Here is a 25,845-nt window from a genome sequence, read left to right on the forward strand (position 1 = left end):
GGCGCCGATCATCGCCGCGCCTCGGCGAGCAGACGCGGCGGCGGGGCGGTCAGCGTCGCGAAGCAGAAGCCGCGCTCCTTGAGGCCGAGGATCAGCGCCTCGAACACCTCGGCGAATTTCTGCTGCCGCGAACGTATCCCCCAATGCATCATCAGAACCTCGCCGTCGCGGATCGTGGCGAGCGCGCGCTCAAGCAGACGATCGTTCGGATAACGATCCGACGGCAGCTCGTCGCCGAGGAAGCCGTTCGCCGTCCAGCCGACATGGCTGAAGCCGCAGGCTTCGGCGAAGCGGAGCGCGTTCGGCGTGGTCCGCCCGCCCGGGGCGCGCCAGATCGGGTCGAGGCCGCGGCCGGTCATGGCGCGAAGCCTCTCCTCCGGCGCGCGGAGTTCGGCGCAGAAGGCCGGGCGGTCGAGCAGCGTCCCCGCGCGCTCTCCCCATGCGACGTAGCGCACCCGCTCCCCCTCGTCGCCGCGGAAATACCAGTGGCGAAGCGTGTGGCTGCCGAAGGCATGGCCCTCGGCCACGCGGGCGCGCCAGAACGGCGCCCAGGAGTCGGAAAGAGAGGTGTCGCCGCGAAAGGTGCGCTCGTCGGCGATGAACAGCGTGGCCCTCACCCCGTGCCGCGCCATCACCTCCGCGATCAGCTCAGCCGTGTCCATCCAGCCCGTGTCGATCGTGAGATACACGGTCCGCCGGCACGCGGAGGCGGCGGCGGAGGTGGGCGCGAGCGCGGCAAGGGCGGCGGCGCCGAGCGCCCTACGCGAGAGCATGGAACAGGATGCCGTGCGGGCTCCGCCCGACGGGCAGGTTGGCGATCAGCGCGCCCGTTTCGAGATCGAGCACGCCGACACGGTTGGCGACGCGCTGGGTGAACCAGGCCTGCCGCCCGTCGGGGGAGAAGTCGAGGCAGTCGGGGGCGCCCGGAGCGCGGAAGCTGCGCACGGCGGCGAGCGTCTCGGCCTCCAGCGCGGTGATTGTGCCGGCGACCCGGTTGGTCACGTAGAGGAACAGCCCATCCGGCGAGGGGAAGATGTTGTGCGCGCCGGCGGCCGTCCGCACCGCGCGCAGGATTCGCCCGTCCTCGGGCGACTGGATCGTGACATTGTCCTCGCCCATGTTGGCGACGATCAGCCCGTGGCGGGCGGAGAAAACGATTCCGGCGGGAGTCTTCCCCGTCGGCTGCGTCCAGAGGAGACGTCCCGTCGCCGCCTCCACTGCCGCGACACGGTTGTTGCCCTGGAGCGTGACATAGGTGACGCGGCTGTCGGGGCTCCAGGCGATGTGGCTCGGCATGTCGGGAACCGACAGGCGATGGCGGAGCTCGAAATTCCCGGCCGAATAGATGTCGATCTGGTCGCGCCGCAGCGAAGCGACCGTGAGCATGGTCCGGTCGGGGCTGAACAGGAGGTGGTAGGGGTTGGAGATCCGTAGCCTGCGGGTGACGGCGGCGGTGTCGGGGTCGAGGAACTGGAACTCGTTTCCCGCACTGTCGCCGACGATGATCTCGCGCCGGTCCGGCGTGTAGACGAGGTGGTGCGGCTCGCGCAGCGTCGGCACCCTGGCTCGTTCCGCTCCCGTCACGGAGTCGAGCACGGAGATGGTGGCGTCGCGGCTGTTGAGCACGAACACGCGGCCTGGGCGTTCGGAGAGGGGGCCGGTCGGCAGGCCCTGCCTCGCGCCCGCAGCGGCCGGAAGCGCAGCAGAGGCCGCAAGCGCCCCGAGAAAGGCTCTTCTCTCCATCCTGGTCTCCATTGCCGGCTCGAAGCCTCTAGCAGATCGGCGCCGCGTCGGGCAACGCCCCTCCGCTCAGGCCGCCGTCGCCACCGCTTCGATCCGGCCGTCACGCAACGCCACCAACCGGTCGAACAGGCCGAAGATCTTCTCGTCGTGGGTGACGACGAGGACGGCCGCTCGACGCTCGCGCGCCACCCGACGCAACAGGTCCATCACCGACCTGGCCCGCTCGCTGTCGAGCGCTGCGGTCGGCTCGTCGGCGAGAATGATCGGCGGGTCGTTGGCGAGCGCACGGGCGATCGCCACGCGCTGCGCCTCGCCTCCCGAGAGTCGCGCCGGCATGGCCGCGGCCCGGCGCCCGACGCCGAGGACGTCGAGAAGCCCCCGGGCCCGCGCCCGCGCCGACGCGAGATCGGCCCCGCCAAGCGTCATCGCGAGCGCGACAGTGTCGGTCGCATCGAGGAACGGCAGGAGGTTGTGGAACTGGAAAATGAAGCCGATCCTCTTCCGACGCAGCGCTCAGAGGTCGGCCACGAGATAGCGCCCGTCCGCCCACACCGGGCCGTCATCGAGCGAGAGCGTTCCCTCGTCGGGCGGGGTGATGCAGGCCACCACGTTGAGCAGGGTGGACTTGCCGCTGCCCGAGGGGCCGCGCAGGCCGACCACTTCGCCCGGGAACACCGAGAGCGTCACGCCATCGAGCGCGCGCACCGCCGTCTCGCCGCTGCCGAACCGCTTGCACATGCCCTCGAGGCGGATGAGCGGAGCCTCAGCCACCGAGGGCCGCCTGGGCGTCGATCTTCAGCGCCGCGCGGATCGAGACGAGGCTTTCCAGGGCGCAGATCGTCACGACGACAGCGAGCATAACGCCGATCTCTTCGGGGCCGAGGGCGACGGTGCGCGGGAAACGGTCCCGCACCGCGAAGATCAGGGCGAGACCGGCGGCGAAGCCGGCAAGGCCGAGCAGCAGCGCCTGCTGCAGCACGAGCCCGGCGATCGTGCGGTCGGGTGCGCCGATCAGCTTGAGCGTGGCGATCTCGCGCAGCTTGTCCATCGTCATCGTGTAGATGATCAGCGCGATGATGACGCCGGTGACGAACAGAAGCACCACCGTGAACATGCCGAGCTGCACCCGCGCGCGATTGGCCACCGAGCGCGTCAAGAGCTCCGACTGCTCGGCGTCCGTCAGCGCGGAGAGATGCTTCCAGCGGCGGATCGTTTCGGCAACTTCCCTCGCGTCCGCTCCCGGATGCAGGCGGGCGATCACGGCGTTCACCGTGTCGGTGCTTCCCTGGCCTGCGCCCGACGCAGCGGCGCGGCGTGCCGCCGGCGGCGAGAGCTTGAACTGCAGCTCCTGGCTGTCGCGGAGGTGGATGAACACGAGCGGATCCCCGCCCGAGGCGACGAGGCCGCGCGTCAGCCCCACAGTCCGGTAGCGGTCCTGGCCCATCAGGACGGTGGCGCCGAGCCCGAGCCCGGCGCGCTCGTCGGCGACGAGCTCGTGGCGCGCGCCGCCAAGCCCTCGCCCGGCCGAGATGTTCGAGGGCCAGCCCGGCCGCCCCGGCTCATAGCCCATCACCTGGGCGCGAATGATCCGCCCCGGCGCTGCCATCTCCGCCGTGCGCAGCGTGATCGACCCGGCCGCCGACACCCCCGGCACGCGCGCGACCATCTCGCGCACATCACCGGGGATTCGCCTCGCCTCGGCGAAGGGACCGCGCGTTCCCGCCTCCACCACCCAGAGCTCGGCGCGCAGGCTGCGCGTGAGGGCGAGCGCCTCGGCCACCACGCCCTGGGAGATGCCGACCATCGCGAGCGCCACCCCGAGCAGGAGCCCGACCCCGAGGCAGGTGATCAGGAAGCGGCCGAGCCGGTGGCGTATGTCGCGCAGAGCGAGGTTCATCGCGCGGGCCCGGCCGGAACGACCCGCCGGCCGGGTGCGAGTCCGGGGCCGGTGGCGGTGACGATCGGAAACCCGCCTGCGGCATCCGGCGCGAGCGCAAGCCGCGCATCGAGCGTGCGCGCGACCACCCGAACCTCGCGGCGGGCGAGCCGCCCCTCTTCGATCACCCAGACACGCGCGGTGGCGCCGTCGAACCCTTCCGCCGCCGCCTCCGGAACGAGCTTGGCTGCCGGAAGCCTGCCGATCTCGATCTCCGCTTCGATCTGCTCGCCGAGGAACACCTGGTCCGGGCAGGCGCGGCAGCGGAGCAAGACGCGCCGCTCCTCCGTCACCCTGTCGCTCTCGAGGCCGATCCGCACGACCTCTGCCGGGATCGGCTCGCCCGGCCGGCTGCGCATCCGAACCACTGCCGGCTGGCCGAGCTGAATGCCTCCGGCCCGCCCCTCATCGACATGGGCAAGCGCCCAGATCGTCTCCGGCGCGACGAGGGTGAACACCGCCTCGCCGGGGTTGAGGGGGGCGCCCGGCTCGCGATGCCGCGCCACCACCACGCCGGCGAAGGGGGCGACAAGCCGGTGCTTGGCGAGCGTGGTCCGCTCGGCGAGCAGGTTCGCCCGCGCATCCGCCATGACCGCGAGCGCCACCGCGGCATCGGCCCGGTTCACCGCGAGGTTGGCGAACGCCATCGCCACCTCCGTCTCCGCCTGCTCGGCCGCCTCGATGCTTCCCGAGCCGCGCGCGGCGAGCTCGCGCCGGCGCTGCGCCGCCGCCTGCTTCTGGGCGAGCAACGCCTCCGCCCGTTCGCGCGCTGCCTCGGCGCGCTGTGCGGCAGCTTCCGCGCTCATCACCGCCGCTTCGGCGCGCGCCACCCGCGCTCTCTGGGTCGACTCCGAGAGCTCGGCGAGGAGGTCGCCTTCGGCGACTCGGTCGCCATGGTCCACGTGCACGCTCCGAAGCGTGCCGCCGACATCGAAGCCGATCCGCGAAAGGACCTGCGCCTCGATCGTGCCGAGGCCGAACACCCGCACGGGGACATCGCGCTCGATGGGAGCGACAGGCACGGGCACGGGACGGAGGGAGCGCCAGGAGACGAACCCCGCCGCATTGAGGAGGGCGGCGAGGGCCAGGACGAGGCGGAGGGAGAGTCGCATGGCGGCGTTTCCTGCCGCGGTGCCGGCGCGGCCGCCTTGCGCTGCCGCAACCGCGCCTCGGGCTTGCGGGGGCGCGGCCGCGCGGCCACGCTTGGCTGATGCCTGACTGCGACGCGACCCGGCTCACGCGCAAACGCCCCGTCCGCCCGAGCGATGCGGCAAGCCTTGTGCTCGTGCGGCACGAGGGAGGGGCTGTCTCCGTTCTGATGGGGCAACGCTCAGCCCAACACCGGTTCATGCCGCGCGCGCTCGTCTTTCCCGGCGGGCGCGTCGATGCGCGCGACCGCAGCGCCCCCGCCCCTGTGGTGCCCGGCCTGCCTGCGGGCTTCGCCGCCACCGCCCTGCGCGAAACGAGGGAGGAGACGGGGCTCGTGGCCGGCGCGGACGTGCCGCTCGCCTATCTCTGCCGGCTCGTCACCCCGCCCTGGATGCCGATACGCTTCGACGCGCGCTTCCTGGTCGCTCCGGCCGAGGCCTTCTCGGGCACGCTCGGCGGCTCGGGCGAGCTCGAGCTCCTGCGCTGGGTCCCGCTCGAGGAGGCGTTCGCGCTCGATCTTGCGCAGCCGACGCGGGTGGTGCTCGACGAGCTCGTGGCTTGGCTTGCGCTCGATCCGGCTCAGCGGGCCGTCCATGTGCCGGGATGCTGGCGGCACCGCGCTGGCCTTCTGCGGCGCGAACCGCCCGGTCAGTTCGCAAGCCGGAAAGTATCGGAACCGCCCTGATCGCGTGCGAGCAAGCCTTCCGCCTCGAGCTTGAGGAGGTGGGCGAGCACCGAGCCCTCGGCGGGGCGAACAAGCGGCGCAGCGAGGCCGGGATAGAGGCGCAGCACGATCGACGCTGGGGTGGCGAGGCCCTCGCGCACGGCCTCGAGCACGGCCGCCTCGCGGGCGAGCCGATGCGCAAGCAGCGCCGCGATATGTCGTCTCGGTTCCGTCACGGCTGGGCCGTGGCCGGGAAGCAGAAGCGCGTCGTCGCGCGCGAGCAGGCGTCGCAGCGAGGCCATGTAGGCCGCCATGTCGCCATCGGGCGGTGACACGACGGAGGTCGACCAGCCCATCACATGGTCGCCCGAGAACAGGATGCGCTCGCCGGCGAGCGCGAAGCAGAGATGATCGGAGGCGTGGCCGGGCGTGTGGAGCGCCTCGAGCCGCCAGCCTGGCCCCTCGATCACCGCGCCGTCCTCGAGCGGCACATCCGGCGGGAACGACCCGCGCGCACCGCCGGACCCGGCGCGCTCTCCTGCCCGCGGCCGGGCGAAGCCGTACGTGGCGGCGCCGACCGCTTGCGCGAAGGCGGCCGCACCGCCGGCGTGGTCGGTGTGGCCGTGGGTGAGGAGCACATGCGTCACCGTCTCGCCGGCGAGCGCCTCGAGCAGGGCGCGTCGGTGCGCGTCATCGTCCGGGCCTGGGTCGATCACGGCCACACGGCCGTGGCCGACGATCCAGCTCGAGGTGCCGTGGCAGGTCATCGGCCCGGGGTTGCGCGCGACCACGCGGCGCACGAGCGGATGCGCCGGGATCACCACACCGTGGGGCGGAACCGGTTCGGTCAGAACCGGGGGGGACGACATAAGCTCATCCCTCCGCGCCGGTCAGCCGCGTCGCTGGCCCGGCTTCGGCCGCGCGCGCAGCCCCACGCCCTGCCAGGCGAGCATTGCCGCGCCGAGCGCGAGCCCGGCCCAGTGCGGCGCCGGAATGGCGACCCCGCTCGCCCACTCGACCAGCCCGTCGATCGCCGAGGGGAAAACGAGCAGCGTTCCGGCAAGGGCGGTGGCCCAGCGTTCCCATCCCGCCATGCGGCGAAGCCCCATCCCTTGCGCGGCGGCGGCGAGCAGGCCGAGGCCGAGGGTCGCGAGCAGCGTGATCCACGCCACATCGCCCCAGCTCATGCCCGGCGCGCGCTGCAACAGAAGCCCGACCCCGAGCGGGTCGGTCACGAACACGAAGGGCAGGACGAAGGCGGGAAGCGTGTACTTCCAGGCCATCAGCGTGGTTCGATAGGGGCCGGCGCCGGTGATGGCGGCCGCGGCGAAGGGCGAGAGCGCGGTCGGCGGCGAGACCTCCGACAGAACAGCGTAATAGAAGATGAACATGTGCGCGGCGAAATCGGGCACGCCGAGTTTGATCAGGGCCGGAGCGGCGATCACCGCCGAGATGATGTAGGAGGCGGTGACTGGCACCGCGAGGCCGATCACCCACACGATCAGCCCGGTGTAGATCGCAGTCAGCGTCAAAGACCCGCCGGCGTAACGGATCGCGATCTCGGAGAACTTGAGCCCGAGACCGGTGAGCGTGACGACGCCGACGATGATCCCGGCCGAGGCGCAGGTGGCGGCGACGTTCAGCACCTGCACCGCTCCGCCCTCGAGCGCGGCGACGAGCTTGCGGGGCGTCATTGCGCACTCGCGCCTGAGCCACGACAGCACCGCCGCGACGGCCGAGGCATAGACGACCGAGAGCGTCGCCGAATAGCCCCACAGGAGGAAGGCGACGATCGAGACGAGCGAGGTGAGGTGGAACCAGTACTTGCGCAACAAGGCCCCGGCCGTCTCCACCATCGCCGTCTCGCCGCTGTCGCGCACGCCGATCGCGCGCTCGTCAAGCTCCACCATGAACAGAAGCGAGGCGTAGTAGAGGACGGTGGGGATCACCGCCATCTCGATCACTTGCAGGTAGGAGATCTTGAGGAACTCGGCGATCAGGAAGGCGGCTGCGCCGAGCACGGGCGGGGAGATGATCGCGCCGAGCCCGCCAGCGGCGAGCAGCCCGCCCGCATCGGCCGGGGCATAGCCGACGCGACGCATCATCGGCCAGGCGACCGAGCCAAGCGTGACGGTGGTGGCGACACCCGAGCCCGAGGGGCCGCCGAGGAGGAAGGAGGCGAGCACCACCGTTCGCCCCGCGCTCGAGGCGCGCCCGCCCATCAGAGCGAAGGAGAAGTCGACGAAGAACCGCCCCGCGCCCGTCACCTGCAGCACCGCGCCGAAGATGGTGAAGAGGATGATCAGGGTCGAGGAGACATCGACCGCGGTGCCGAAGATTCCGTCGAGCGTGATCGTCAGGTGCGGGATCAGGCGGACGTCGTCATAGCCGCGGTGCGTCCAGGGCGGCGGCAGGTGGTTGCCGAAGAAGGCGTAGAGCATGAAGGCGATCGCGATCGCGGGCATGATCCAGCCCGTCGTCCGGCGCGTCGCCTCGAGCACGAGAAGGATCAGCGCCCAGCCGACCCAGAGGTCCATTGGCTCGGGGAAGATGTAGCGGTCTGTCAGCTCGTCGCCGCCTGCGACGAGATAGTAGAGCACGTAGAGCGAGGCGGCGATCAGCGCCACGTCCCACGGCATCAGCCGGTGCCGGAACCGGCGCGCAGCCGGAAACATCAAGAAGGTGAGGACGAGCACGCACCCGACATGAAGGTAGCGCAGATACATCGTCGGGACGATGTCGATCGCGGCGTAGAGGTGGAAGAGGCTCGTCGCCACGGCGGCGATCGTCGCGACAAGGGCGAGTGGACCGCGGAAGCGGTTCTGCGCTCCCTCTTCCTGCTCGATCAGCTCCTCGACCTTGGCGGCCGTCCGGTCGTCGAGCGGCGCCGCCTCGGGCGGCAGGTGATGGTCCTCTCTGGTCATGCGGAGAAGGGGGGTGCGAAGCGGGCGGGGCGGTGGGTGGCCACCCCGCCCTCGCCCGTCAGCCGAGGGTCGCGCCGCGCGCCTTCCAGAACGCCTCCGCCGCCCTGTGCCAGGGAATACCGGCCGCGGCCGTCTTCTGGTTCTCGAGCTTGAAGTTGCGCGCCTCGGCATGCACCCGATGGAGCTCGGGGAGATTGTCCCAGATCGCCGCAAGAAGCTGGGTCACCAACGCGTCAGGCATGTCCTCGCGCACGGCGATGATGTTGGCGACCGACATCTGCTTGTTCGGTGTTGTCTGGCCAGGGTAGGTGCCGGCCGGGATCTCCTCAGCGAAGTAGACGGGGCCGTATTTCGCGACGATCGCCGGGACGTACTCCGCGTGGTCGATCAGCCTGATCTGCTGGCCCGGCGTGGCGGCGAGGTCGGTGATCGCCGAGGCGGGCACGCCGGAGACGAAGAAATAAGCGTCGAGCTTGCCGTCCTTGATCGCGTTCGTGCTTTCGGCCGGCGAGAGCCGCTCGCGCGAGCGGAAGTCGCGGTCGCGATCAAGCCCCACCGCCTCGATCAGCCGGAACGCCATCACCTCGGTGGCGCTGCCCGGCGCGCCGGTGGAGACCCGCCTGCCCCTGAGATCGGTCATCTTCGTGATCCCGGTCGAGGCGACCGTCACCACCTGCATCCGGTTGGTGTACATCACGAGGATGGCGCGTGCCGGCACCGGGCGGTTGGCGAAGCGGTCACGGCCATTGACGGCATCCACCGCCGCGTCGACCTGGGTGAGGATCATGCCCACCCGCCCGGCGCCGAGCAGCTGGAGATTGGCCACCGACCCACCGGTGACCTCGACGGTCGCACTCATGCCCGGAATGACCCGGCTGAAGATCGCGGCCATGCCGCCGCCGAGCGGATAGTAGACGCCGCCCGTCGTTCCGGTGGCGATAGCAAGCTGCTGCGCCCCTTGCGCGATCGCCGGCGCGCCGAGCTGGGTCAGTCCGAGACCTGCCGTCGCAAACCCGGCCCCGCCTGCGAGCAGGGCGCGCCGCCTGATCCGAGTGCTCATCCCTTCCGTCCTCCCTTGTCCGCCGGCGCGCCATGGGCGAGGGCGCCGGCCGCTATCGCCATGACCATACGCAGCGCCCGGCGGCGAGGCAAACACCCTGAGGTTGACGCACATCAAGGAGCGTAGGATGGGGGGGCGTTCTCATGGCCCGGTGACAGTCGTGATGGCGGCTGTATGCTTCGGCAGCCAGCATACGCGACGGATCAAGGAGGGGATGCTCATGAAGGCACGCGACGTGATGACGCCGGACGTGGTGACGGTGGCGCCCAACACGCCGGTGATGGGGGTCGCGCGCCTGCTCGCCGAACGGCACATCAGCGCCGTTCCGGTGACGGATGCCGACCGCAAGGTGCTCGGCATCGTCTCGGAGGGTGACCTGATGCGCCAGGTCGCCGGCCGCGAGGAGGAGACCCCCGGCTTCTTCCGCAGCCTGTTCGCCGACCCGACGCGGATGGCCGAGCAGTATGCGAAGAGCCACGGCCGCACGGCAGCCGACATCATGACCACCAACCTCGTGACGGTGACGGAGGACACCCCGGTCGGCGAGATCGCCGAGCTTCTCGAGAAGTCGAACATACGGCGTGTCATCGTCGTCCGTGACGGCAGGCTGGTTGGGATCGTCAGCCGCGCCGACCTGCTCCGCGCCCTCGTCTCGCCGCCGACCACAACGCCGGCCGACACCTCGGATGAGGGGATCTACCGGGCCGTGATGAACGAGATGAAGAAGCAGCCCTGGGCGAGCACCTTCTACACCACCGTGGTGGTGAAGGACGGCATCGTCGAGTTCTACGGCTATTGCGGGTCGGACGAGTATCGTCGGGCCCTGCGCGTGCTCGCGGAGAACATCGCCGGCGTGAAGGGTGTCAAGGACCATCTCGTGGTCGGGCCGCTCTACGTCTATTCCTGATCGAGGCTCGGCAGCATCGAGGCCTGAAAACAGGCGTCTGAGCCGGCGGGCGGGATCGGCCTCCTGCCCCCGATGACGCGCGCGCGGGCCGCGCGCTTCCCCGAACCGGGCGCTGTGCGCTAGCGGGGGGCGCATGGCGAGGGCAAAAGCGAAAGCGCGGGTACGCAGCCCGATCGCGGTCACGTCCGGCGGCGAGCGCGGGCGCAGGCGCGCGGCCGCCGCGCCGCGGCCGAGGCGATACCGGGCGCTTCGCCTCGCCGTTCTCGCCCTGCTCTGGAGCGGCATTCTCGGCGCGGCGCTGGTCGTCTGGCTTGTCTGGGACCTGCCGCGGCCGGAGACCGCTCTCGCCGCCACGCGCCGCCCCTCGATCACCCTGCTCGACGCTGCCGGAGGCGTGGTCGCCCACAGCGGCGACCTCTATGGCGAGACGGTGATGCCGCGCGATCTCCCGCGCCACGTGGTCGCGGCGGTGCTCGCCACCGAGGACAGACGATTCTACCATCATTTCGGCCTCGACCCGATCGCGCTCGCCCGCGCGGCGGTGGCGAACCTCGCCGCCGGGCGCGTGGTCCAGGGCGGCTCGACCATCACCCAGCAGGTGGCGAAGAACCTGTTCCTCACGCCCGAGCGGAGCCTTCGCCGCAAGGGGCAGGAGGCTCTGCTTGCGCTCTGGCTCGAACGCCGGTTCACCAAGGACGAGATTCTTGCGATCTGGCTCAACCGAACTTATCTCGGAGCCGGAACATACGGGATCGACGCCGCGGCACGGGCCTATTTCGGCGTGCCGGCGCGCGCGCTCACGGTCTGGCAGGCGGCGGTGCTCGCCGGGCTGCCGAAGGCGCCCTCGCGTCTCAACCCGCGCGTCAATCCCGAGGCCGCGATCGCACGCGGGAGAGAGGCGATCGACAACATGGTCGCCGCCGGCTGGCTCACCGAGGCCGAAGCGGCGCGCGCCAAGGCGGAGGCCGCGCGCGGCTTCGCCGCCGCCCCGCCGCGCGGGCGTAACGCCTTTGCGTCCTGGGCCGAATCGCGTCTCGGCCCGATCGAGAGCGCCGGCGGGGCGGTCACGCTGCGCACCACGCTCGACCCTCGCCTGCAGGCGGCGGCAGAGCGCGCCCTCGGCGCGGTGCTCGCGGGCGAGGGGGCGAGGCTCGGCGCGGGCCAGGGGGCGGTGGTGGCCGTGCGCGCCGCGACCGGGGCGGTGCTTGCGATGGTCGGCGAGCGGGATGGTTCTGCAGGCGGGTTCAACCGGGCCGTGGCTGCCGAACGCCAGCCGGGCTCGGCGTTCAAGCCCTTCATCTGGCTCGCCGCTCTCGAGGCGGGGCTCACCCCCGAGACGGTGGTGGAGGATGCCCCTCTCACCATCGGCTCCTGGCGGCCGGAGAACATTGACGGGCGATACCGAGGCCCTGTGACGCTCGCGGAGGCGCTCGCCCAGTCGCTCAACACGGTCGCGGTTCGGCTGGCGTTGCAGGTGGGGCTGCCGCGCGTGACCGCGGCGGCACGGCGTGCAGGCTTGACCGGCGAGATCCCGCGCGATGCCACCGCCGCGCTCGGCTCTGGGTCGGCCGGGCTGCTCGAGCTCGCCGTCGCCTACGCGACCTTCGCTAACGGGGGGCGGCTCGTGGTGCCGCATGGTGTGGTCTCGGCCGAGGCGGACGGCGTGACGGTGTGGCGTCGCCAAGGCGGGGCGGTGCCTGTGATCGCTCCCGAGCACGCCGCGGCGATGGCTGCGATGCTGCGCGAGGTGGTTTCCCGTGGCACCGGCCGCGCCGCCGCCCTGCCCGGGCGCGTGGTGGCGGGCAAGACCGGCACGACCTCGGATTTCCGCGACGCCTGGTTCCTCGGCTGGGTCGATGACTCGGAGGGGCCGGTGGTGATCGGCGTCTGGGTGGGCAATGACGACAACGCGCCGATGCGCGGCGTCACCGGCGGGTCGTTGCCGGGTCGTATCTTCCGCGAGGTCGCCGCATCGGTTCGGTGACGCTGTCGGCGTTGCCGGAACAGGTCTGGCGTGCCGACAGCCGCGGCCCGGACCGCGAGGTGGCCGCCCGCGGCCAAGCCCGCGCCGCCGCATCGCGCGACAACATTGTCAGGGCTGTGCGGATCGTGCAGGCTTTGCATCATTGTTCGTGCCATGGCTTCGCATCCGCTTGCCTCGATCCTCCAAAGCTTTGATTTCCGCTTCGCGCCCGAGCGCGACATCCGCCTTCAGCCCTATTCCGGCTCGGCCTGGCGCGGCGCGTTTGGGTTCGCGCTGAAGCGGCTTCTCTGTGTGATGCGGCTTCGGCCCTGCGCGGGCTGCCCGCTTTCGGGCGTTTGCCTCTTCCCGGGCTTCTTCGGCGACGATCCCGAGCACGAGACGCCAAGGCCCTACATCCTTGCTCCGCAGCCGACGCCGCCGGGGGGGTGGATACGCGCAGGCGAGCCCTTCGCTGTGCGGCTCACGCTGATCGGCGGGGCGGCGCGCGCCGCGCCCTACGTCGCCCAGGCGCTTGTCGATGCGGCGGCGCGCGGGCTGGCACGCCAGCGTGTCCCCTTCGCCTGCCTCTCTGCCAGCGCCGCCGAGCCGATCACTCTGGGCGGTCCCTCTGGCAGCATCGAGGTCAACCAAGACCCGAGCGAACCACCATCGGCGCCGCGCACCGTCCGGCTGCGGCTTGCGACTCCGCTGCGCCTACGGCTTCGGGGGGATCTCGTCACCGGCCGAAGCCTCACCCCGGCACATATCCTCGAGGCGACGCTGCGCCGGGCGCGGCTGCTCGGCCTCGTCGAGCCAGAGCGCGACCTCTCCCAGCTGCGCGAGCTGGCGCGTCTGCTCGCCTGGCGCGACGCACGCTTCGGCTGGCTCGAGACGACGCGGTTTAGCTCGCGTCAGGACACGAAGATGCAGCTCGGTGGCATCGTCGGCGAGGCGTGGCTCGACCTCGCGCCCTCTCCAGAGCTCTGGCCCTGGTTCCGGCTCGCCTCCCTCCTCCATGTCGGGAAGGGGGCCTCGATGGGCTTCGGACGGATCGAGCTCCATGCCGAGTGAAACGACGCTCACGCCGCCCCTGCGGCTGCTCGTGATCACCGGCCTGTCGCCGCAGGTGGTGACGGAGACGATCTGGGCGCTGGCGCAGCGGACGCCGCCTGCCCTGCCGAGCGAGATCATGCTCTTGACCACGCGGGCCGGCGCGGCGAAGGCGACCCGCTTGTTGCCGAGCGCATTGACGGCGCTGTCGCGACAGCTTGGCGTCGCCCTGCCCGCACCGGAGATCCGCGTGATGCGCGACCGGACGGGCCGGCCCCTCGATGACATCGCACGCGCAGAGGACAACCGCGCGGCGGCAGACTCGATCACGGCCGCGATCCGCGCCGCCACCGCCGATCCCGCGATCCCCCTCCACGTCTCGATCGCCGGCGGGCGCAAGACGATGGGGTGCCTCGCTGCCATCGCGCTGTCCCTGTTCGGGCGCGAGCGCGACGAGCTGTCGCATGTGCTTGTGGAGGAGCGGTTCCAGGGGCGGGACGATTTCTTCTTCCCGCCCGAGCCTCCACGTCGCTTGCCGCTTGAGGACGGCGGCGTGCTCGACACGGCGGAGGCGCACGTCGTGCTCGCCGAGGTTCCGTTCGTCCGGCTGCGCGGCCAGTGGCGTCCCGAGTCTGTCGGGTCGGGCTATGCGGAGGCGATCGCGGCCGCGCAGACCGCACTCGCTCCACCTCGTCTCGAGCTCGACACGACGACCATGACGGCGCGCTTTGGCATGACGTCGTGCCGGCTCAAGCCCTCGCTGTTCGGTATCCTCGTGTGGTTTGCGGAACGGGCGCGACGCGGCGAGGGAGCGGTGATCTGCCCGCACAAACTCGCTGGCGCGAAGGCGCTTGCCGCCGAGTGCCTCGCCGCGGTCACACGCCTCTGCGGCTCGGCCGATCACGAAGCCTGCCGTGCCGTCAGACGTGGCGTCGCAGATGGGCTGCGGCGGGAGGTCCTGGCCGAGAAGGTCTCACGCCTCAATCGGCTGATCCGCGACCTGCTCGGGCCCGAGGGCGAACCGTACCGGATTCGGGCGGAGGGGCGACGCCCGTTCACGGGCTATCGGCTCGCTCTGCCGGCGGAGGCGATCCGCATCATTCCGGAGGCACCGTGACCGCTCGACCCCTTACCCCGCGCGAGGCAGCGCTTGCAGGGCTTCTGCACGACCTCGGCAAGCTCGCCCAGCGCGCGCACCCGGACGAGACCGCCTTGCGCGATGCCTATCGTGGCCAGGACTTCCAGGGTCTTGAGGCCGCGCTACTCCCGAGCGGCGAACACGGTCGCTACACCCACCGCCATGCGCTCTGGACCGATTTCTTCTTCGAGACGGTGCCGGCGCATTGGCCTGACGGGCTCGATCTCGAGCGGCTGCGCGGCGCGGCGATACGCCACCACAAGCCGGCCTGCGCGGAGGACTGGATCGTGGCGGAGGCCGACCGTCTTGCCTCGGGGCTCGAGCGCAAGAAGCGCGACGAGGAGGCGGAAGCAGCGGCGACGGGGCGTGCCGGCTTCCGCGAGGCCGAACTCGTGGCGCTCGTGCCGCGGCTCGACCTCGGGCTCGGCGCTCCGCCGGCGCAGGCGTTTCGACACGCTGCCGAGCCGCTCACAGCCGCGTCGCTCCTGCCGACATCGCCGCAACCGGGCGGGCAGGCGGAACGACTGCGCCGTCTCTGGGATGCCTGGTGCGAGGGCTGGCAGGGCTTCGCGCTCCGCGAGGGGCTCCCGGCGTACCGTTTCGAGCAGTCGCTGATCGCGCTCTCGGAACGGCTCCTCTGGGCCGTCCCGTCCTCGACGGTGGATCAGCCGGACGTGTCGCTGCACGACCATGCGCTCGCGGTCGCGGCGATCGGGTCGGCGCTCGCTGCCTTCCATGCCGCCGCCGGAGACTGGGCGGAGGCGAGCATCAGGAACCGCAGACAGCCGAAGTTCCGGCTGGTCGCGCTCGATCTTTCGGGGATCCAGTCCGCCCTGTTCCGGCTTGCCGGATCCTCGGGTGCTGCGCGGGTGTTGCGCGCGCGCTCCTTCCTGATCGCGGAACTCGTCGCCTCGGCCGTGCAGGCGGTGCGCGAACGCCTCGGCGCGCCTGCGGCGAGCGTTCTGATCTCCGCGGGCGGCAAGGCGGAACTCCTGGTCGCCGCGACCGCCGACCTCGAGGCCCGACTCGAGGACGCCCGAGCGGAGCTCGACCGCTGGATGATCGCGCACTGGCAGGGAGACCTCGCGCTCAATCTGGCCGCGAGCGAGCCGTTCCCGGCGACCGTTTTCGAGGAGCGTGGCCGCGGTTTCCCCGCGGTGCGTGCCGGGCTCGCGGCACGGCTCGAGGAGGCGAAGCACCGCCCGTTCCAGGGCTGGCGCAGCGGCGGGCCGGACTTCGTCGGCACCGGCGTGATCGCCGCCCCCTTCGGCGCAGACGGAGCCTGCGTGACCTGTGGGGTGAGGCCTGCGGTGGTGCAAACCGCGCTCGATGGCGCGAGCCGCTGCGTTGTCTGCGACGCCGCCTATCGCTTCGGCCAACGCTTGCCGAAGGTGCAGGGCTTCGCTTTGGTCGACCATGCGGCGATGGACGGCGAGGATGCCGCGGCCGAAACCGTCCCGATGCCGTTCGGGTTTGCCCTTGTGCCGTGGCTGGCGCGCGGGGCGGAGGCGAAACGGACGGTCACCTTCGACGTCAAGGGCGACGCCGGAAGCGCCTTGCCGCGGCCGAAGGCATATGTGCCGCTCATCGACGACCCCGAGGCGCCGCGCTACCGCGCGCTCGGGCTCGACGCGCGCGGGACGCTCGAGGCGCCCCCCGAGGCCGGAGACTTGATGACCTTCGCGCACATCGCCGCGGAAGCCCTCGAGGAGGATGAGCACGGAGGGTTCCGCGGGCGGGCGCTGCTCGGCATCCTCAAGGCGGATGTCGATCGCCTGGGGCAGATCTTCACCCGAGGCCTTGGCGAGGATCGGTCGCCTGCGCGAACCGCTCAGCTCTCCCGTCTGATCGACGGCTATTTCGCCCGGCGCCTGCCCGCCCTGCTCGAGCGTGCCTTCCCCGCGACCTACACCGTCTACGCCGGGGGCGACGACCTGCTGCTCGTCACACCCTGGCGGCACGCGCTTCCGCTCGCGCTCGAGCTGCGGGAGGATTTCTCAGCCTTCGCCGGCGGCAACCCGAATCTCTCCCTCTCCGCAGGGATCGCCTTCGTGCATCCGCAGCACCCGATCGCTCTCGCCGCGGCCGAGGCAGAGGAGATGCTCGAGGGGGCGAAGGACGCAGGGCGGAACCGGCTTGGCCTGTTCGGACGCGCCCTGTCCTGGGCGGAGGCGAAGGCGACGCTCGTGCTTGCGGAGGCGCTCGATTCCGCGCTGCGGGATGAAAGCCTGCCGCCGACCTTCCTGCACCGCATGCGCGGGTTTGCCGCGATGCGCGACCGCGTCGGAACTGATTCGGAACGGAGCGGTGATCGGGCCTGGGCGGCCCGCTGGGGCTACCAGCGCGCGCGTTTCCTCGACCGGGCGAAGAGGGAGGCGCGCGAGGAGCTCGCGCAGCTGCTCGACCGGGCCGTTCCGCCCCCAGGCGTCGCGGTCGAGGCAGACACCGAGATCGCAATGACCATCGCGCTGTGGCGCAACCGGTGAGAGGAGCGAGCGGAATGACGAAGACGCATGGATATGGCGGGCCAAGGGGCAACGGCCCACCCGCCCAGCGTCATGGGGGAGGAGGCCCCGGCGCTGGCGCGGGCCAGGGCGCGCAGAGCGACCGGAAGCGCGAAATCGAACAGGCGCTGCGGCCACCGCAGCAGCCGCCCGCCTATTTCGCGCCCAACAGCCGGGCGGTCCGGCCAGAGCTTCTCGATGCGGAGGCAGAAAAAACTGCCAGGGACCTGGCGCAGATCCCGGCAAACCAACTGCGGCGCTTCTACGCCGAAGCCATGGCGCTGAAGCGCCGGATCGACCTCGCCCCCGACACCATCTCGGACGACGACGTGCGGGCGCAGATGGCGCTGCTGAAGGCCAAGGCCGCGTACACCTGCCGCCGCCAGGAGAAGTATCCAATCGAACTCGTGCGCTTCTTCGCGCGCCACGCCGCCGCCGTGCGGGGCAAGGACGATTTCCGCCGCGGCTTCCAGCCGCATTTCGAGGCCGTGATGGCCTATCACCGTGTCTATGAGGTCGAGAAGGGGGGAGGTGAGGGATGATCGAGCTCAGAGAGAAGGGGCGTGTGCGGATTGAGGGGAAGCTCCTCCTCCTCTCCGGCCTGCATATCGGCGCCGGAAAGGACAGTGTCGAGATCGGCGGCATCGACAACCCGGTGATCAAGCACCCCTTCACGGGAGAGCCCTACATCCCCGGCTCGTCGATCAAGGGGCGGTTGCGCTTCCTCATGGAATGGGCCTTCGATGCGATCCGCAACGATGGTCACGCCTGGGGCTATGATGACGGCCAGCCGGTCGACCCGAACGACCCGGTGCTCCGGATCTTCGGCAATGCGCTCAAGGATTGGAAGGGCGGGCCGACGCGGCTGATCGTGCGCGACTGCCCGCTCACCGCGGACGATCGCAAGCGCTACAGCGAGGCGCCCGATCGCTTCTTCGAGGAGAAGACCGAGGTTCTGATCGACCGGATCGCCGGCAAGGCGCGTGACGGGGTCGGCCCGCGGCGGACGGAACGCGTCCCCGCAGGCGTCAGGTTCGAGGTCGAGCTCGTCTTCCGCCTCTACGACACGGGCGATGGCGGAGTGCGCGACCTCGCCTGTCTGAACTGGACCCTGCTTGGGCTCTGGCTGCTCGAGCAGGACGCGCTGGGGGGCTCGGGCTCGCGCGGCTACGGGCGGATACGCTTCGAGGACCTGCACCTCGTCGCGCCGGGCGATGTCCGCCACGCCCTCGACAACCGCTTCCGCGGGCACCGTTTTGACCGCCACACACCGCCCGCGATCGTCTCGGCGGAGGCGCTCTTCCCCAAGGCTGCGTGATGCCGCTCCGTCGCTTCCGCCTCGCCCTCGACACGGCTTCCGCCTTCGGCACGCCGCCGACCTCGGGCACGCTGTTTGGGCATCTCGCTTGGGCGAAGCGCGCGCGCGAGGGGCGCGACGCCCTGCGCGCCTGGCTTGCGCGCCTTCCTCACGAGCCGTTCCTGATCTCCGACCTCCTGCCGGCCGATCACCTGCCGCGCCCGCTTCTCCCCGCCTCGGGCGGCGTGCGGGCGCAGCCGGAGGAGCGGAGGCCCACGCCGGCCTCGATCCGCGCCGCCGATGCCGCGAAGACGCTGAAGAAGCGACGCTACATCACGCTCGAGGACTGGCGGCGCCTGCGCATCGGTGCGACCGCCGCGGCGCTCGACCTGCTGCTTGCGCCGCGCGACGAGCCGCTCCCCGACCCGCCCTTCCTCCGCCCCAAGCGCGTGCCGCACAACCGGATCGACCGGCAGTCGGGCAAGACGCCTGAGGCGGGCGGCGGCGGCCTGTGGTTCGCAGACGAGTGGTGGCCATCGCCCAGGCGCGAGGGGGAGCGTTCCGTCAGCGCCGACCTCTACATCGACAGTGGTCTCGAGCCCTCGGAGGTGGAGGCGCTGCTTGCGCATGTCGGGGAGATCGGCTTTGGGCGCGACGCTGCGTTCGGCCGCGGGCGGTTCCGCGTCGAGGGGTCGGAACCGGCGGGGTGGCTCTCGGAACCGCCTGCAGGGGCGGGGACGCGGCGGATGCTCTCCCTCTCCCAGGGCGTGATCACCCGCAACATGGCGCACGCCCGATGGCGACGCTTCGTTCTGTTCGGCAAGCTCGGGCGAGAGATGATGGCGGAAGGCAAGCGCCCCTGGAAACTGCCGCTCGTTCTCGCCGAAGCCGGCGCGACCTTCGCCCCGGCCGACCCGGGTCCGTTCGGCGCCTGGGTCACCGGCCTGCATCAGGATGACGACCCCACAGACCCGATCGGCCACAACGCCTTCCACCTCGCCATTCCCTACACGGAGGCGCCCTGATGGCAGCGGTGGTGACGAAACAGAGGACGGTGACGCGGATCCTCCTCCACTGTGTGCCGCTCACCCCGCTTCATGTCGGTGACGGGACGGAACTCAGCCTCGACGAGTATCTTCTCGAGACGGCGGAGGAAGAGGGACAGTCCCCCAGGCTCTGCCGGTTCGACCCGGTCGAGGCCATGCGCCGGATGACGGCGGAGGAACGGACGCGTTTTCGCACTGCCCTCGACTCGGGAAGGCTCGCCGACGCATCGAAGGCGCTGAGAAGCGCCGGCAAACGGTGCATCGTCGAACGCGTGCCGGTCTCGCCGCGCTCACGCGCCGAGCTCGAGAAGGCTCTCAACGATCCATCCAGCCTGCGCAGCGGCGGCGTGCGTGCCTTCGTCCGCTCGGGGGGGCGGCCCTACATTCCCGGCTCCTCGATCAAGGGGGCGTTCCGGACCGCTCTTGCGAGCGCCCGCTTGCCGCGCGACCAGAGGCCCCACGCATGGACGCACGAGCTGGCCCTACAGGCCGCGCTCGGCCTCGACCCGGGCGATACCTCGACCGATCCGCTTCGTTTCCTCGGCGTGGCGGACGCGGAGCTGCCCGCAGGAGCGCTCATGATCGACCGCGCCGAGATCATCAAGCGCGGCGGCTCGCCCGGCCCCTCGAAAATCCAGATGCACTATGAGCGCACGTGCGCGCGCAGTCACGACCCCGCGGATCGGACCAGGTTCGAGGTCGGACTCACCCTCGACTCGCGCCTCGGCCTTGATCGGAAGCGGCTCTTCCAGCTGACGTCGCGCTTCCACTGGTCGATCTGGCAAGGCGAGCGCGAGCGGTTCTTCCGCGACCATCCCCGCACCTGCGACGCGATGGATCGGCTTCTCAGGGCGGTCAAACTCCCGGGGGAACGAACGGCTGCCGTGGCCGGCCTCGAGGAGGCGACGAATTTCGTTCTCCTCCGCCTCGGCCGGTTCGGCCATTTCGAGAGCAAATCGCTCGAGCACGTGCGCCGCGGCCACGTTCCCCAGGCCCGCGAGCGCGATCGCAAGATCCGACAGCCCGGCGAATGGGGATCGACCCGAACCGTCACGCGCCTACACGACGGCACCCCGATCCCCTTCGGCTGGGTGCTCGGCTATGAGAAGGACTACGAAATCCTGTGACGACTTTGCTCGTCGCTTCCGTCGGCGGCTCAACTGACCCCATCGTCAGCGCGCTTGTCGCCTCGCGTCCCGACGTCGCGCTCTTCGTTGTCACCGCCCAGAAGGGAACACAGCCCGGGTCGGCGGAAAAGGTTCCGGGGATCCTCGAAAAAGCCGGGCTTTCTGCGCTGCGGCACGAGCTCCTCGTGGTTCCGGCCGACGACCCCGAGTCCATCTTCCTCGCCCTGCGCGAGACGCTGCGCGACCTCCGCCGCCAGCACCCCAAGGCGCGCCTTGTCCTCGACTACACGGGCGGAACGAAATCGATGTCGACGGCGATGTTCCAATGCGCTCTGGCCACACCGGGCGTCGAGGTGCAGTTCATGGCCGGGCAACGCGACACGCTCGACAAGGTCACGCCCGGAACCGAACGGCCGACCCAGATCCCGATCGATTGGCTTCTTGCCGAGCGCACGGAGGCGCAGCTCCGCGCCTATTGGCGAGGCTTCGCCTATGCCGCCTGCGCTGCCGGCGCCAAGGGGCTTCTTGAGAACCTCGAGCATAACGAGAAGGCCCCCGAGGCAGTGCGCCAGCGCCTGCGCGACCTCGCCGCGGCGGCCCGTGCCTTCGACGCCTGGGACCGGTTCCGCCACGATGAGGCGGCCAAGGTGCTCGCCACCCTCCTGCCACGCCACCCCGAACTCGAGCAATTCCAGAAGCTCGCGGAGAGGTGCCGCGACAGCGAACCGCAGCGGATCGCCGATCTCTGGCGCAACGCCGAACGCTGCGCCGCTTCGGAGCGCTATGACGACGCGATCGCCCGCGCCTATCGCCTGATCGAGTGGGTGGGGCAGTGGCAGCTCACATCGCGGCACGGGATCGACGTCGGTCGGATCGACTGGTCGCGGATCACCGAGAGCGAGGTGCAGCGTGCCGGGCTCCAGGATCGCCACGCGAGCCGCGCGAAGACGCTCTCGGGCCTCGTCCAGACCCTGAAGCTCGCGGCTGCGAAGGACGAAGAGGGCGAGATCGCCCGGTTCCTGCGCGACGACTTCCCAGGCAAGAAGGGGAAGGACGGCGAAGGGCGCCTGCGCGACATGCTCGATCTTCGCAACCGGTCAATCCTCGCCCACGGGCAGATGCCATTGGGCAAGGCGGACTGGGACCGGTTCCTCGCGTTCATGGAGGTTTTCCGCCGCCAGGTCGTGACCCCGCTCCTGCGCTCCGCCGGGGCGGAGCCTGATCCGCCGCAGCTGCCACAGCGCCCACCCGACACGCTCTGAATCCCCCGCGCGCACGACAACATTGTCGCGGTTTTCTCGGGCGGGTGGCTTGCGCATCCTCCCTTCCATGACGCAACGCGCCCTCCATCTCGTCGCCTATGACGTGACGAGCCCGAAACGCCTCCGCCGCGCGCTGCACATCGTGCGCGCCTATGCGGTGGGGGGCCAGAAATCGGCGCACGAGTGTTTCCTGAGCGAGGGGGAGCGGCACGCTCTCATGGCGCGCCTGCGCCGCGTGCTTCACCCGGCGCAGGATCGGCTGCTCGCGCTTCGGCTCGATCCGCGCCAGCGGCAGCGCTGCCTCGGCATTGCTCGCGCCCCCTCCGCCAAGCCCTTCTTGATCGTTGGGTGAGGGCGATGACCACGCTGTTCATCGACCGACGCGACGCGGCAATCGAGGCGGAGGGAGGGACGCTGGTCATCCGCTCCGGCGAGGAGGGCCCCTGGCGCACGCCGCTTGCTCTGCTCGAGCGCGTGGTTCTGCGCGGCCCGGCACAGATCACCACGGGCGCGATCGGCGCGATCGCTGCCGCGGGCTGCGGCCTCTTTGTGCTGAGCGGCCGGCGCAGCGAGCCGGCTGGGATGCTCGTTGGCCGGCCGCACAACGATGCCGCGATCCGGCTCGGCCAGTATCGTCTCGCGACCGAGCCGGAGAGCCGGCGGCGAATCGCAGCGCTGATCGTCCGCCACAAGCTCGTGGGCCAGGCGCGCGTCTTGCGGGGGGCGCTCGCGCAGCGGCCCGACAGGCGGCTTGCGCTTCGCCGCGGCATCGAGGCCATCGCCGAGCTGCTGGAGCGTCTGCGCTCCGACGAGGGCCGTTCGGAGAACCGGCTCTCCGGCCTCGAGGGGGCGGCCGCTGCGGCCTATTTCGAGGCCTATACGAGCCTGTTTCCGCCCTCGCTCGGCTTCGTCGGGCGCAACCGCCGACCGCCGCGCGACCCGGTGAACGCGGTGCTCTCGCTTGCCTACACGCTCGGTCATTTCGAGGCCGTGCGCGAGGCGCATCTCGCCGGGCTCGACCCGGGCGTTGGGTTCCTCCACGCGCTCGCGCCTGGGCGCGACAGCCTCGCCTGCGATCTTGTCGAGCCGCTTCGGCCGCTCATCGATCGCTGGGTGTGGCGGCTGTTCGCCGACGAGGTGTTGCGCGGCGCGCATTTCAGCCGCGACGGCGAGGCCTGCCTGCTCGGCAAGGCGGGGCGGCTTGCCTTCTACGCCGCCTGGGAGGAAGCGTTCCTTGTGCCGCGTCGGCTGCTCCGGCGCGGGCTTCGGCCGCTCGTCCGCGCCGCTCGAGCGGCGGCGCAGGCGCTTCCTGACGGTGTTTTCGATGCTGCAGGCCCTGCATCTTGACGGGGCCGAGCATCCGGTCGCCGTGCTCCTCGAAGGGCCTGCGCTCAAGCTCCGGCGCCACGGCATCGCCGATGTCTTCGCGCCCCTGCCGCGGCTTGCGCGCGTGGTGGTGCACGGGCCGCGCGTGCAGTGGCGCACCGAGGCCCTGCTTGGGTGCCTCGAGGCGGGCGTGCCGGTTCTGTTCCTTGGCCGCCGCTCGGGCCTCGTCGGCGCCCTGGTGCCGCTTCGGCCGCCGTCGACGCGGGCTGACCTCGCCGCTCTCCTGGACGGCGCCGCCGCCGTGCCGGGCTTCCGACGCCGGCTCGAGGATTTCTGCGCGGCGGAGGAACGCGCCGCGATCCTCGCCCTGGCGGGTGCGGGGCGCGAGCGGTGCCGCGAGCCGGGGCCCGATCTGCGCGCGTCCGTGGTGCGGCGGCAGTTCCTCGAGTCTTGCGCCGCTCCGGCGGCGGCCGCGATCGTGGAGCTGATGCAAGGGCTGGCGTCAGCGATGGTGGCCGAGTCGCTCGCGCGCCGCGGCGTTGGCCCGCAGTTCCTTGCGCGCCGAAGCGGCGGCTTCCCGCTCGCCGAGTCGCTCGGGCGTGTGCTCGCGTGGCGTCTTCTTCCCGCGATCCGGTCGCTCGCCGGAACGGCCGAGCTCGACCCGGGGGGCGCTTTGACCGCCGCCTCGCGGCGCGACGCGATCGCCGCCTTCGAGACGGCCGGCCTTGCGCCCGCGCGTGACCAGCTGCTTGCGCGGCTCGCGGCGGTGCTTGCCGAGACACTCTATTCGGAGTGAGGGGGCGCGATGCCGGTGAATGCGCGCCGGGCCTGGATCATCGGCTATGACATCACCTCGCCGAAGCGTCTTCGGCGTGTGGCGCGGTTTCTTGAGCGTCGTGCGCTGCGGGTTCAGTTTTCCTTGTTTCTTGGGTTATGGACGGAGGCGGAGTTTGAGGAGGTGTGGTTGGGCCTGTCCTGTTTGATCAATCCGCGGCGTGATGACGTTCGCGCCTGGCCTGTGCCTGAGGCGGCCGAGGTGGTGTCGATCGGGTGTGGGTTGCCGGAGGGGATTGTGGTTGGGGAGGCGCGGTCGCGCGGGTTTGCGCGTGTGGGCGGTGCCCTTCGTTCGGGCGGTGGTGGGGTTGGTGTGTGAGCGGTTTGGAGGACAGGTTTGCGCGCCCGCCTCGGATGTGCGAAGCTTGTGTGGAGCTCATTGACATCGTTGGGTTTTTCGAGGGGGAGCCTTCCAAAGCAGACCCGATCTTCAGGGGGTCAAAACGCGCTAGCCCAACAAGCCGCCTGACCGCGGCGACTTCCAAAGCAGACCCGATCTTCAGGGGGTCAAAACAGTATCTGGGGCAAACACGTTTCGCCTCCAAGGTCTTCCAAAGCAGACCCGATCTTCAGGGGGTCAAAACCTTTGTCAAAGAAGCTATCCTTAGAAACTGGCTTCCAAAGCAGACCCGATCTTCAGGGGGTCAAAACGAAGATCTGGATCAAGAGCCCGAACATCTGTCACTTCCAAAGCAGACCCGATCTTCAGGGGGTCAAAACGCGTAGGCGGCGTCGACATATTTCTTTTTGTATCTTCCAAAGCAGACCCGATCTTCAGGGGGTCAAAACCCAGATAACCACCACGCCATGCCCGTGCCGTGCAGCTTCCAAAGCAGACCCGATCTTCAGGGGGTCAAAACGATGAAACGGCGCATTGCTGTAGCTCCCTTGCTCTTCCAAAGCAGACCCGATCTTCAGGGGGTCAAAACGTCGGGAGCGTAGACCCGACGCCTCCAAGGCTGCCCTTCCAAAGCAGACCCGATCTTCAGGGGGTCAAAACTCCGGCCCGAGATCGGAGAGCGCCTCGAACACATCCTTCCAAAGCAGACCCGATCTTCAGGGGGTCAAAACCTTCCGCCTCAGCAGCACGTTGCATTGCGTAGGCTTCCAAAGCAGACCCGATCTTCAGGGGGTCAAAACTTAGTCAGCATCGGTGTGTTCCCTTTTGCTTCCTTCCAAAGCAGACCCGATCTTCAGGGGGTCAAAACCACGCAGGAGCACACGCTAAACACAGCCGCGCTCTTCCAAAGCAGACCCGATCTTCAGGGGGTCAAAACCGGAGTTCGGCGGGGGTCATGATTGACTCGACCTGGCCTTCCAAAGCAGACCCGATCTTCAGGGGGTCAAAACCAGCCTCGACACCATAGCTGACAGGGTCAAGGGCTTCCAAAGCAGACCCGATCTTCAGGGGGTCAAAACGTGTTCGATATTGACGAAACTTCGCCTTTGGGCGCTTCCAAAGCAGACCCGATCTTCAGGGGGTCAAAACCTGGTGCGGTAGGGCCCGTGCCAGTCGGGGGCTCTTCCAAAGCAGACCCGATCTTCAGGGGGTCAAAACGCATCGCACCGGGGGTGGGCTGTCACCACCACTTCCAAAGCAGACCCGATCTTCAGGGGGTCAAAACCTTGATGCTTAGGACCTAAACCCCCACCGCTCGTCTTCCAAAGCAGACCCGATCTTCAGGGGGTCAAAACAAGACGAAACTCGTCAATAATCTTCACCCAATCACTTCCAAAGCAGACCCGATCTTCAGGGGGTCAAAACCAACGGCCGCAATGTCGCGAGCGGCCGCAAGAAACTTCCAAAGCAGACCCGATCTTCAGGGGGTCAAAACACTACGGGTCATCTTTTGTCTCCCTTGCTACTGCCTTCCAAAGCAGACCCGATCTTCAGGGGGTCAAAACCCGCGAGACC

At 70.1% G+C, this 25,845-nt stretch carries 22 protein-coding genes, 1 pseudogene and 1 CRISPR repeat array (1 of these 24 only partly in view); of the genes and pseudogenes, 15 read left to right on the forward strand and 8 right to left on the reverse strand.

Annotated features, from left to right (window positions below; all coding sequences use genetic code 11):
* Positions 1-8: 8 nt before the first annotated feature.
* The 5 genes and pseudogenes from KO353_RS09285 to KO353_RS09305 all read right to left on the reverse strand — a co-directional run bounded on the left by KO353_RS09285 (position 9) and on the right by KO353_RS09305 (position 4,791).
* Positions 9-773, reverse strand: coding sequence for a polysaccharide deacetylase family protein (locus KO353_RS09285; protein WP_218284382.1), 765 nt, complete (start codon positions 771-773; stop codon positions 9-11).
* Positions 760-1,743, reverse strand: a complete 984-nt coding sequence (locus tag KO353_RS09290; protein ID WP_218284383.1) for a YncE family protein — start codon at positions 1,741-1,743, stop codon at positions 760-762. Before KO353_RS09290 ends, KO353_RS09285 begins: the two co-directional genes overlap by 14 nt.
* A 66-nt stretch (positions 1,744-1,809) precedes the next feature.
* Positions 1,810-2,481: pseudogene (locus KO353_RS09295) on the reverse strand (ABC transporter ATP-binding protein).
* Between the two features lie 25 nt (positions 2,482-2,506).
* Positions 2,507-3,640, reverse strand: coding sequence for an ABC transporter permease (locus tag KO353_RS09300; RefSeq protein ID WP_218284384.1), 1,134 nt, complete (start codon positions 3,638-3,640; stop codon positions 2,507-2,509).
* Positions 3,637-4,791, reverse strand: a complete 1,155-nt coding sequence (locus KO353_RS09305; protein WP_218284385.1) for an efflux RND transporter periplasmic adaptor subunit — start codon at positions 4,789-4,791, stop codon at positions 3,637-3,639. The genes KO353_RS09300 and KO353_RS09305 overlap by 4 nt, the downstream gene beginning before the upstream one ends.
* 98 nt (positions 4,792-4,889) lie before the next feature.
* Here KO353_RS09305 and KO353_RS09310 point away from each other — a divergent pair, with 98 nt between their 5' ends.
* Complete coding sequence (locus tag KO353_RS09310) at positions 4,890-5,513, forward strand: NUDIX hydrolase (protein WP_218284386.1); 624 nt, start codon at positions 4,890-4,892, stop codon at positions 5,511-5,513.
* Here KO353_RS09310 and KO353_RS09315 read toward each other — a convergent pair.
* Genes KO353_RS09315 through KO353_RS09325 form a run of 3 tightly spaced genes read right to left on the reverse strand, consistent with a single transcriptional unit; the run spans position 5,477 to position 9,476 of the window.
* On the reverse strand, positions 5,477-6,361 hold the full coding sequence (locus KO353_RS09315; protein WP_218284387.1) for an MBL fold metallo-hydrolase: 885 nt from the start codon (positions 6,359-6,361) through the stop codon (positions 5,477-5,479). The two genes, KO353_RS09310 and KO353_RS09315, sit on opposite strands and share 37 nt — an antisense overlap.
* A 21-nt stretch (positions 6,362-6,382) precedes the next feature.
* Complete coding sequence (locus tag KO353_RS09320; RefSeq protein WP_218284388.1) at positions 6,383-8,416, reverse strand: TRAP transporter permease; 2,034 nt, start codon at positions 8,414-8,416, stop codon at positions 6,383-6,385.
* Positions 8,417-8,474: 58 nt separating this feature from the next.
* Positions 8,475-9,476, reverse strand: a complete 1,002-nt coding sequence (locus KO353_RS09325; protein WP_218284389.1) for a TAXI family TRAP transporter solute-binding subunit — start codon at positions 9,474-9,476, stop codon at positions 8,475-8,477.
* Between the two features lie 163 nt (positions 9,477-9,639).
* On the opposite strand from KO353_RS09325, the gene KO353_RS09330 reads away from it, so the two are divergent.
* From KO353_RS09330 to cas2 (KO353_RS09395), 14 genes are all read left to right on the forward strand, one after another.
* Positions 9,640-10,383, forward strand: a complete 744-nt coding sequence (locus tag KO353_RS09330) for a CBS domain-containing protein (RefSeq protein WP_235691777.1) — start codon at positions 9,640-9,642, stop codon at positions 10,381-10,383.
* A 133-nt stretch (positions 10,384-10,516) separates the two neighbouring features.
* Complete coding sequence (locus KO353_RS09335) at positions 10,517-12,367, forward strand: transglycosylase domain-containing protein (RefSeq protein WP_218284390.1); 1,851 nt, start codon at positions 10,517-10,519, stop codon at positions 12,365-12,367.
* A 153-nt stretch (positions 12,368-12,520) separates the two neighbouring features.
* Positions 12,521-13,417 (forward strand): CRISPR system precrRNA processing endoribonuclease RAMP protein Cas6, encoded by an 897-nt coding sequence (gene cas6, locus KO353_RS09340; RefSeq protein WP_218284392.1) that lies wholly within the window; start codon positions 12,521-12,523, stop codon positions 13,415-13,417.
* Positions 13,407-14,513: a CRISPR-associated ring nuclease Csm6 gene (csm6, locus tag KO353_RS09345; protein ID WP_218284393.1), complete on the forward strand. Its 1,107-nt coding sequence runs from the start codon at positions 13,407-13,409 to the stop codon at positions 14,511-14,513. Before cas6 ends, csm6 begins: the two co-directional genes overlap by 11 nt.
* The gene (gene cas10 / locus KO353_RS09350; protein ID WP_218284395.1) at positions 14,510-17,020 is read left to right on the forward strand and encodes a type III-A CRISPR-associated protein Cas10/Csm1; all 2,511 of its coding nucleotides are present in this window, start codon (positions 14,510-14,512) and stop codon (positions 17,018-17,020) included. Before csm6 ends, cas10 begins: the two co-directional genes overlap by 4 nt.
* Positions 17,021-17,034: 14 nt before the next feature.
* Positions 17,035-17,580, forward strand: a complete 546-nt coding sequence (gene csm2, locus KO353_RS09355) for a type III-A CRISPR-associated protein Csm2 (RefSeq protein ID WP_218284397.1) — start codon at positions 17,035-17,037, stop codon at positions 17,578-17,580.
* Positions 17,577-18,356, forward strand: coding sequence for a type III-A CRISPR-associated RAMP protein Csm3 (csm3, locus tag KO353_RS09360; RefSeq protein ID WP_218284398.1), 780 nt, complete (start codon positions 17,577-17,579; stop codon positions 18,354-18,356). Before csm2 ends, csm3 begins: the two co-directional genes overlap by 4 nt.
* The gene (locus tag KO353_RS09365) at positions 18,356-19,360 is read left to right on the forward strand and encodes a hypothetical protein (RefSeq protein ID WP_218284399.1); all 1,005 of its coding nucleotides are present in this window, start codon (positions 18,356-18,358) and stop codon (positions 19,358-19,360) included. Before csm3 ends, KO353_RS09365 begins: the two co-directional genes overlap by 1 nt.
* The gene (locus tag KO353_RS09370) at positions 19,360-20,508 is read left to right on the forward strand and encodes an RAMP superfamily CRISPR-associated protein (RefSeq protein ID WP_218284400.1); all 1,149 of its coding nucleotides are present in this window, start codon (positions 19,360-19,362) and stop codon (positions 20,506-20,508) included. The genes KO353_RS09365 and KO353_RS09370 overlap by 1 nt, the downstream gene beginning before the upstream one ends.
* Positions 20,505-21,770 (forward strand): TIGR02710 family CRISPR-associated CARF protein, encoded by a 1,266-nt coding sequence (locus KO353_RS09375; RefSeq protein ID WP_218284401.1) that lies wholly within the window; start codon positions 20,505-20,507, stop codon positions 21,768-21,770. Before KO353_RS09370 ends, KO353_RS09375 begins: the two co-directional genes overlap by 4 nt.
* Before the next feature lie 67 nt (positions 21,771-21,837).
* The gene (gene cas2 / locus KO353_RS09380) at positions 21,838-22,122 is read left to right on the forward strand and encodes a CRISPR-associated endonuclease Cas2 (RefSeq protein WP_218284402.1); all 285 of its coding nucleotides are present in this window, start codon (positions 21,838-21,840) and stop codon (positions 22,120-22,122) included.
* A 5-nt stretch (positions 22,123-22,127) separates the two neighbouring features.
* Positions 22,128-23,117 carry a CRISPR-associated endonuclease Cas1 gene (gene cas1, locus KO353_RS09385; RefSeq protein WP_218284404.1) on the forward strand — a complete coding sequence of 330 codons (990 nt, stop codon included), beginning with the start codon at positions 22,128-22,130 and terminating at the stop codon, positions 23,115-23,117.
* Complete coding sequence (locus KO353_RS09390) at positions 23,095-23,892, forward strand: hypothetical protein (protein ID WP_218284405.1); 798 nt, start codon at positions 23,095-23,097, stop codon at positions 23,890-23,892. Before cas1 ends, KO353_RS09390 begins: the two co-directional genes overlap by 23 nt.
* A gap of 9 nt (positions 23,893-23,901) precedes the next feature.
* Complete coding sequence (gene cas2, locus KO353_RS09395; protein ID WP_218284407.1) at positions 23,902-24,249, forward strand: CRISPR-associated endonuclease Cas2; 348 nt, start codon at positions 23,902-23,904, stop codon at positions 24,247-24,249.
* Positions 24,250-24,339: 90 nt separating this feature from the next.
* A CRISPR array of direct repeats spans positions 24,340-25,845; the repeat unit is 36 nt; unit sequence CTTCCAAAGCAGACCCGATCTTCAGGGGGTCAAAAC (it continues 1,869 nt past the right edge of the window).

It is taken from the genome of Elioraea tepida, from assembly GCF_019203965.1.
Classification (GTDB): domain Bacteria; phylum Pseudomonadota; class Alphaproteobacteria; order Acetobacterales; family Acetobacteraceae; genus Elioraea_A; species Elioraea_A tepida.

What these genes read in the sequence shown, in the direction of transcription:
- KO353_RS09285 (WP_218284382.1), bottom strand. Translation starts at nt 773, where the DNA reads ATGCTCTCGCGTAGGGCGCTCGGCGCCGCCGCCCTTGCCGCGCTCGCG.
- KO353_RS09290 (WP_218284383.1), bottom strand. Translation starts at nt 1,743, where the DNA reads ATGGAGAGAAGAGCCTTTCTCGGGGCGCTTGCGGCCTCTGCTGCGCTT.
- KO353_RS09300 (WP_218284384.1), bottom strand. Translation starts at nt 3,640, where the DNA reads ATGAACCTCGCTCTGCGCGACATACGCCACCGGCTCGGCCGCTTCCTG.
- KO353_RS09305 (WP_218284385.1), bottom strand. Translation starts at nt 4,791, where the DNA reads ATGCGACTCTCCCTCCGCCTCGTCCTGGCCCTCGCCGCCCTCCTCAAT.
- KO353_RS09310 (WP_218284386.1), top strand. Translation starts at nt 4,890, where the DNA reads ATGCCTGACTGCGACGCGACCCGGCTCACGCGCAAACGCCCCGTCCGC.
- KO353_RS09315 (WP_218284387.1), bottom strand. Translation starts at nt 6,361, where the DNA reads ATGTCGTCCCCCCCGGTTCTGACCGAACCGGTTCCGCCCCACGGTGTG.
- KO353_RS09320 (WP_218284388.1), bottom strand. Translation starts at nt 8,416, where the DNA reads ATGACCAGAGAGGACCATCACCTGCCGCCCGAGGCGGCGCCGCTCGAC.
- KO353_RS09325 (WP_218284389.1), bottom strand. Translation starts at nt 9,476, where the DNA reads ATGAGCACTCGGATCAGGCGGCGCGCCCTGCTCGCAGGCGGGGCCGGG.
- KO353_RS09330 (WP_235691777.1), top strand. Translation starts at nt 9,640, where the DNA reads ATGGCGGCTGTATGCTTCGGCAGCCAGCATACGCGACGGATCAAGGAG.
- KO353_RS09335 (WP_218284390.1), top strand. Translation starts at nt 10,517, where the DNA reads ATGGCGAGGGCAAAAGCGAAAGCGCGGGTACGCAGCCCGATCGCGGTC.
- cas6 (WP_218284392.1), top strand. Translation starts at nt 12,521, where the DNA reads ATGGCTTCGCATCCGCTTGCCTCGATCCTCCAAAGCTTTGATTTCCGC.
- csm6 (WP_218284393.1), top strand. Translation starts at nt 13,407, where the DNA reads ATGCCGAGTGAAACGACGCTCACGCCGCCCCTGCGGCTGCTCGTGATC.
- csm2 (WP_218284397.1), top strand. Translation starts at nt 17,035, where the DNA reads ATGACGAAGACGCATGGATATGGCGGGCCAAGGGGCAACGGCCCACCC.
- csm3 (WP_218284398.1), top strand. Translation starts at nt 17,577, where the DNA reads ATGATCGAGCTCAGAGAGAAGGGGCGTGTGCGGATTGAGGGGAAGCTC.
- KO353_RS09365 (WP_218284399.1), top strand. Translation starts at nt 18,356, where the DNA reads ATGCCGCTCCGTCGCTTCCGCCTCGCCCTCGACACGGCTTCCGCCTTC.
- KO353_RS09370 (WP_218284400.1), top strand. Translation starts at nt 19,360, where the DNA reads ATGGCAGCGGTGGTGACGAAACAGAGGACGGTGACGCGGATCCTCCTC.
- cas2 (WP_218284402.1), top strand. Translation starts at nt 21,838, where the DNA reads ATGACGCAACGCGCCCTCCATCTCGTCGCCTATGACGTGACGAGCCCG.
- cas1 (WP_218284404.1), top strand. Translation starts at nt 22,128, where the DNA reads ATGACCACGCTGTTCATCGACCGACGCGACGCGGCAATCGAGGCGGAG.
- KO353_RS09390 (WP_218284405.1), top strand. Translation starts at nt 23,095, where the DNA reads ATGCTGCAGGCCCTGCATCTTGACGGGGCCGAGCATCCGGTCGCCGTG.
- cas2 (WP_218284407.1), top strand. Translation starts at nt 23,902, where the DNA reads ATGCCGGTGAATGCGCGCCGGGCCTGGATCATCGGCTATGACATCACC.